General features: G+C 66.1%; 5 protein-coding genes. 2 read left to right on the top strand and 3 right to left on the bottom strand.

The features are described 5' to 3' along the window. Positions 1 to 76 precede the first annotated feature (76 nt). Genes ATB98_RS03945 through ATB98_RS28705 form a run of 3 tightly spaced genes read right to left on the bottom strand, consistent with a single transcriptional unit; the run spans position 77 to position 3549 of the window. A complete protein-coding gene (locus ATB98_RS03945; RefSeq protein ID WP_066869342.1) occupies positions 77 to 1435 on the bottom strand; it encodes a sigma-54-dependent transcriptional regulator in 1359 nt (452 codons plus the stop codon). 3 nt (positions 1436 to 1438) lie between these two features. After that, positions 1439 to 3304: a sensor histidine kinase gene (locus ATB98_RS03940; protein ID WP_066869351.1), complete on the bottom strand. Its 1866-nt coding sequence runs from the start codon at positions 3302 to 3304 to the stop codon at positions 1439 to 1441. Beyond that, a complete protein-coding gene (locus ATB98_RS28705; protein ID WP_153435838.1) occupies positions 3286 to 3549 on the bottom strand; it encodes a hypothetical protein in 264 nt (87 codons plus the stop codon). Before ATB98_RS28705 ends, ATB98_RS03940 begins: the two co-directional genes overlap by 19 nt. On the opposite strand from ATB98_RS28705, the gene ATB98_RS03935 reads away from it, so the two are divergent. Beyond that, complete coding sequence (locus tag ATB98_RS03935; protein ID WP_066869339.1) at positions 3535 to 4860, top strand: dicarboxylate/amino acid:cation symporter; 1326 nt, start codon at positions 3535 to 3537, stop codon at positions 4858 to 4860. The two genes, ATB98_RS28705 and ATB98_RS03935, sit on opposite strands and share 15 nt — an antisense overlap. A 407-nt stretch (positions 4861 to 5267) precedes the next feature. Further along, positions 5268 to 6176: a hypothetical protein gene (locus ATB98_RS03930; protein WP_066869336.1), complete on the top strand. Its 909-nt coding sequence runs from the start codon at positions 5268 to 5270 to the stop codon at positions 6174 to 6176. The last annotated feature ends 59 nt before the right edge of the window (positions 6177 to 6235 follow it).

Here is a 6235-nt window from a genome sequence, read left to right as displayed (position 1 = left end):
CAAATCAGTCCCTCTGTTGCAGCCGTAGGGAATCACGGCAAAAACCCAAAAGCCAGAGGGCTTTTTCAGCAGCCTGCTAATCCTCCGCAGACTTCCCGGCATAATCCGCCCGGTTGATGCCGTGGCGCTGCAGCTTGTCGTAGAAGGTCTTGCGGGGAATGCCGAGCGCTTCCAAGGTCGCCTTGACGTCGCCGCGGTGGGTCGTCAGCGCCTCCTTGAGGATATCGGCCTCGTAGCGTTCCAGCCGTTCCGGCAGCGTACCCTCGCTCGTCGTGGCGGCAACCGGCGCCTTGCCGGGGATTGCCTCGACGCCGAGCGCCACCCGCTCGGCGAAGTGGGAAAGTTCGCGGACGTTGCCGGGCCAGGCGTGCGACATCAGGTGGTCGCGGACGGCCGCCGACATCGTCGGAACCTCCCGGCCGAAACGTTCCGACGCGCGCGCAAGGAAATGTGAGAACAAGAGCGGGATATCCTCGCGGCGTTCGCGCAAGGGCGGGATCGACAGCGTCACGACGTTCAGCCGGTAATAAAGATCCTCGCGAAAGTCGCCGCGCTCCGCCGGATCGCCGAGATCGACCTTGGCGGCGGCGACGACGCGGATGTCGACGGGCCGCGTTTCGTTGGTGCCGAGCGGCGTGATCTCGCGCGCTTCGAGAACGCGCAGCATCTTCACCTGCGTCGCCGGCGGCATCGCCTCGATCTCGTCGAGGAAGAGCGTGCCGCCGCTTGCATGCTCGATCCGCCCGATGCGCTTCTTGACGGCGCCGGTGAAGGCGCCGGGTTCGTGCCCGAAGAGCTCGCTCTCGATCACCGTTTCCGGCAGCGCGCCGCAATTGAGGGCGACGAAATTGCCGGCCCGGCGCCGGCTCCACTGGTGCAGCAGCGTTGCGACCACCTCCTTGCCACTGCCGGTCTCGCCGGCGACCAGCACGTCGACGTCGGTGTCGGCGATGTGCCTCAGCGTCTGGCGAAGGCGCTCCATCGCCGGCGTCTGGCCGATCAGCGGCAGGCCGTCGGAGGCGGTCTCCGCCGCCTGGCGGAGCGCGCGGTTCTCCATCACGAGTCGGCGCTTCTCCTCCGCCCGCCGCGCGCTCTGGACGAGCCGGTCGGCGGCAAACGGCTTTGCGATGAAATCATAGGCGCCGTCCTGAATGGCCTGCACCGCCATCGGTATGTCGCCGTGGCCGGTCATCAGGATCACGGGCAGGTCGGGGTCGAGGTCGGCAACCTTGCGGAAGAAGGCGAGCCCGTCCATTCCCGGCATGCGGATGTCGCTGACGACCACGCCGGCGAAGTCGGGCGTGAGTTCGGCGAGCGCCTCGGTCGCGCTGGCAAAGGGTGACACGGTGAAACCGGCAAGCTCGAGCGTCTGCCGCATCGCCTTGCGCAGGTCGCGGTCGTCGTCGACGAGGAATACGGATGGGGCGGCGTTCATCGCTCAAGCCTTCTGCAGATTTACGGTGAATGTCGTGCCGGATGGGCCGCTCTCGACCTCGATCGTGCCGCCGTAATCGGAGACGATCTCCTTGGAGATCGCCAGGCCAAGGCCGAGGCCTTCTTCCTTCGAGGTGTTGAAGGGCGTGAACAGCTCGTCGCGGATCGCGGTCGGAATGCCGGGACCGTTGTCCGCGACGGTGAGCGCGATGCCGGTCGCCGTCTCCTCGCAGCGCACCTCGATCGCGGCGCCGTCGCTGTCGCCGATCGCCTCCAGCGCGTTCTGCAACAGGTTGATCAGCACCTGCTCCAGCCGGATGCGGTTGCCGAGTGCCTTCAGCCCATCGGGCGGCAGCGCGATGCGGATCGCGTCCATCCGCCCGGCGAAGCGGCTGCGCAGGAGCAGGAGCGCGCCCTCGACGACCTCCTTCATCGCAGTCGGCTCGGCGGCGAAATGGCCCTTGCGGGCAAAGCGGCGGAGCTCGTCGGTGATCGCGCCGACGCGCTCGGTAAGCTCGGCGATCGTCTCCATGTTCTCGGCGGCCGTGGCGCTCTGGCCGCGGTCGAGGAAGACGCGGGCATTGTCCGCATAGGCGCGGATGGTGGCGACCGGCTGGTTGATCTCATGGGCGACGCCGGCGGCGACCTGCCCGAGGATCGCCAGCCGGTTCGCCTGCACGAGATCCTGCTGCACGGCCTGCAGCTTCTCCGTCGTCTGGCGGTGATCGGCGATCTCGACTTCGAGGCGGTCGCGCGCGAGCCGCAGGTCGCGCGTCCGTTCCTCGACCTTCGCTTCCAGCTCGTTGCGCGCCAGCCGCTCTTCCGCCGACCTGACCGCGATCACTTGCCGCCGGCGCATGAGAAACGCGGCGAGCGCAAGCAGCGGCACGAGTACGGCGAGCATGAGGAGCCGCGCCTCCCGCGCCCCGGCCGAAAGCGCGGCGCTGAGCGGCGACAATTGCTCGAGACGCCAGTTCGTCGAGGGCACCATGGTCTCGACGCGCAGGAACGGCTCGGTGCCGTCGCCCGGCAGCAGCGCGTCGAGCGTGGAGGAGCCGTCGGGCCGCGCCTCGACCTTGCGGAAAGGCAGCGGCAACAGGGGCGCGTCGCCGAATTGCAGGCTCTCGCGGATTTCGGCGAGCCGCTCCGCGGGGATCGCCTTCGTCGTCATGAAGCGCCAGGACGGCAGGCTGGTGATGAGCACGATGCCGCGGCGGTCGGTGACATAGGCGGGCTTGCCGGCGGCGCGCCAATCGGCCTCGAGGCTGTCGAATTCGAGCTTGGCGACGATCACGCCGAGCGGACCGTTAGTCCCGTCGACGCGCCGGGAGATATAGAGGCCGGGCCGCTTGCTGACCGTTCCCATGGCGAAATGCTCGGCGCTGCCGTCGCGCATCGCCAGCCGGAAATAGTCGCGGAAGGAATAGTCGTTGCCGACGAAGCTCGTCGGCTCGCGCCAATTGCTCGCGGCCACCGCAACGCCGTCGCGCCCCATCAGATAGACGACGGCCGCCTCCGCGCTTGCGGCGAGGCTCTCGAGCTTGCGGTTGATGCCGTCGAGCGAGGGCGCGTCCTGCGCCAACAGCGCTTCGCGAACGGCTGCGTCGTCGGCGAGGACCAGCGGCAGCGCCCGCTGCCGCTCCACGACGGCCCTGAGCAGCGAGGCCTTGAGGCTCGCGTCGATGCGGCTCTGTTCGACGAGCCGGGCAAGCGCCTGCGCCCGGCCGTAATCGCCGGCAACGAGAAACCCGGCCGTCAGAAGCCCGAGCGCGACGAGCGCGAAAACGAGCCAGGATCGCCGCGCCCTGCGGCCAAGGGCGCCGAGATCGTCCATGCCGGAAGGGTGTCTGGTCATGGCGGCATTGTGCATGTTTTCGCCCAGGGCGCCAGCCAGAATGTGCGGATTTCCGCACATGCTTGGGAAAGCAACGCTGCGAGGTTGCCGGAAAACAGAACGAATTCAACGGCCCTTCGATCCAGCGGCAAACTGGCACGCTCGTTGCTCAATAGCTCCACAAGGCAGCCGCTGCTGTCGACTTCGGAAAAGCGGCCCGGGAGGCCCGGCATGTCGCCGGACTGGGCGCCCACGTGGAGGAAATCATGATCATCGAGCATTCCGCGGAGGTCCGCGGCAAGACACCCTTCTATCGGCATCTCTATGTCCAGGTCCTTGCGGCGATCGCCGCCGGTATTCTTCTCGGCCATTTCTATCCCGATATCGGCACTCAGCTGAAACCGCTCGGCGACGCCTTCATCAAGCTCGTCAAGATGATCATCGCGCCGGTCATCTTCCTGACGGTCGCGACCGGCATTGCCGGCATGACCGATCTCGCCAAGGTCGGCCGCGTCGCCGGCAAGGCGATGATCTACTTCCTGACCTTCTCGACGCTGGCGCTCGTCGTTGGTTTGATCGTCGCGAACGTGGTGCAGCCGGGATCGGGCATGCACATCGACCCCGCCTCGCTCGACGCGAAGGCGGTCGCCACCTATACGGCCAAGGCGCATGAGCAGTCCGTCACCGGCTTCCTCATGAACATCATCCCGACGACGCTCATCGGCGCCTTCGCCGAGGGCGACATCCTGCAGGTCCTGTTCATCTCGGTCCTCTTCGGCATTGCGCTCGCGATCGTCGGCAAGAAGGCCGAGCCCGTCGTCGATTTCCTGCAGGCGCTGACGCTGCCGATCTTCCGGCTGGTCGCGATCCTCATGAAGGCCGCCCCGATCGGCGCCTTCGGCGCCATGGCCTTCACCATCGGCAAGTACGGCATCGCCTCGATCGCCAACCTCGCCATGCTGATCGGCACCTTCTACCTGACCTCGTTCCTGTTCGTCTTCGTCGTGCTCGGCGCGGTTGCGCGCTACAACGGCTTCTCGATCGTCTCGCTCATCCGCTACATCAAGGAAGAGCTGCTGCTCGTGCTCGGCACCTCGTCCTCGGAAGCCGCCCTGCCGGGGCTCATGAACAAGATGGAGAAGGCGGGCTGCAAGCGCTCCGTCGTCGGTCTCGTCATCCCGACCGGCTATTCCTTCAACCTTGACGGCACCAACATCTACATGACGCTCGCGGCGCTCTTCATCGCCCAGGCGACCGATACGCCGCTCTCTTACGGCGACCAGATCCTGCTCCTGCTCGTCGCCATGCTGAGCTCCAAGGGCGCGGCCGGCATCACCGGCGCCGGCTTCATCACGCTCGCCGCGACGCTCTCGGTCGTTCCGTCCGTGCCGGTCGCCGGCATGGCGCTGATCCTCGGCATCGACCGCTTCATGTCGGAATGCCGCGCGCTCACCAACTTCGTCGGCAATGCCGTCGCCACGCTCGTGGTGGCCAAATGGGAAGGGGAGCTGGACCAGGCGCAGCTTTCCGCAGCGCTCGGCGGGGAAACGCCGGTCATCGAGGCGATCCCCGTCGCCCAGCCGGCCGAATAAGAGCACTCCCAAGATTGGACAGCATTGCGGCGCGGCCTGCCACTGCGGGCCGCGCCGTTTCCTTGCGCCGAATGCATCCGATCGGCTACTGTGCCGAAATGCGACAGACGTCCTTGAAACCTTTGCTGAGGTCTCGGCAGATCAGTAGAAGGTGGTAAAGAAAGCGTTACGCTGCCGATATATGTGTCTGACCAGGATTGACGCTTCCAAGATCCTGGCTCAGATTATTGCTCTACAGACCGTTCATCGCCGTCAATTTATATTGGAAATCATACGCCTACACGAACGATACCGAACAGGGTCTTGAAATTGCGTTCGCTGGTGAGCTCTTCCTCGCTCGTTGCTGACCTCGCCACCACCCGGTCGGCCGATCTCTTTCCTACCCGGCCCCCTTCCGGAGGCATTCGATGACCTCGACGTCGACGATGCGGGTTGCCGGCGTCCGGGCGGCACTGACGATCGGGGACATCCTGGAAAATCCGCATTTTCCCGCCGCCCTCAGGCAGGCCGCCCTGAAGCTTGTGGCCATGCACGACGATGCGCCCCGGATCGTACGTTATGTCGCGGACCTGCAGAAATGGCTTTTGACCCAGGCGAGCCTGGCGCTTCACTTCGAGCACGCGACCGATCCCTCGCGTCCGGGCCTTACGGCGGCGAACCTGGTGGCGTTCCTGGTCGACAGCAATGTCGCGAGCCGCAACACGGCCGTTGCGCACCTGGCCGAGCTACGCAACTACCGGCTCCTGCTTGACCTGGAGGAGCCCGGCGACCGGCGGTCGCGCCCGCTCGGCTTTGCCGACATTGCCGAGACGCTCGCTCGCCAATGGTTCGACGGCCATCTGAAATCGCTTGACATGCTCGACGATGGCAGCCGATACGAGCAGTCCCTCGCCGATCCGCGGTTGCTCTGGCACGCTCACCCGAGGATGGCACGGCGGCTCTTCTACGACCGCGGCTGGTCCGAGCCGCCGGAGTCGGTCGATGTTTTCGTCCGCACGGGGTCGGGCAGCAACATTCTGCACGATCTGATGGCAAGACTGCCGCAGGGCCGGCCGCCGGAGGAGCGAACATGGATCGGCCCACTGAGGATCAGCGAGCTCACCGAGCGCTACATCATCTCGCGCAGTCACGCCCAGCGGGTTTTCGCGCGGGCGCGCGAGCTCGATATCGTCGGCTGGGAGCGGCCCGGCAACAAGGGCAATTTCTGGGTTTCGGAAAGGCTCATCCGCGACTATCGTCGCTGGCAGGCGGTCAAGTTCGCGATGATCGACGATGCCTTCCAATGGACGCTGAGCCGCGCGTCCGGCTCGCTGTGAGCCGTCGATGCGCATCCGCCCGACAGAAGCGAAGCCCCAGCCCGTGTCGGACGAACGCG

The organism is Sinorhizobium saheli, from assembly GCF_001651875.1.
GTDB classification, from domain to species: Bacteria; Pseudomonadota; Alphaproteobacteria; order Rhizobiales; family Rhizobiaceae; genus Sinorhizobium; species Sinorhizobium saheli.
Note: the sequence above shows the minus strand (reverse complement) of the source record. Positions and strands in the feature narration are given on the sequence as shown.

Excerpts from the sequence above, each read along its gene's own strand:
- ATB98_RS03945 (WP_066869342.1), bottom strand. The coding sequence starts at position 1,435 with ATGAACGCCGCCCCATCCGTATTCCTCGTCGACGACGACCGCGACCTG.
- ATB98_RS03940 (WP_066869351.1), bottom strand. The coding sequence starts at position 3,304 with ATGCACAATGCCGCCATGACCAGACACCCTTCCGGCATGGACGATCTC.
- ATB98_RS03935 (WP_066869339.1), top strand. The coding sequence starts at position 3,535 with ATGATCATCGAGCATTCCGCGGAGGTCCGCGGCAAGACACCCTTCTAT.
- ATB98_RS28705 (WP_153435838.1), bottom strand. The coding sequence starts at position 3,549 with ATGCTCGATGATCATGATTTCCTCCACGTGGGCGCCCAGTCCGGCGAC.
- ATB98_RS03930 (WP_066869336.1), top strand. The coding sequence starts at position 5,268 with ATGACCTCGACGTCGACGATGCGGGTTGCCGGCGTCCGGGCGGCACTG.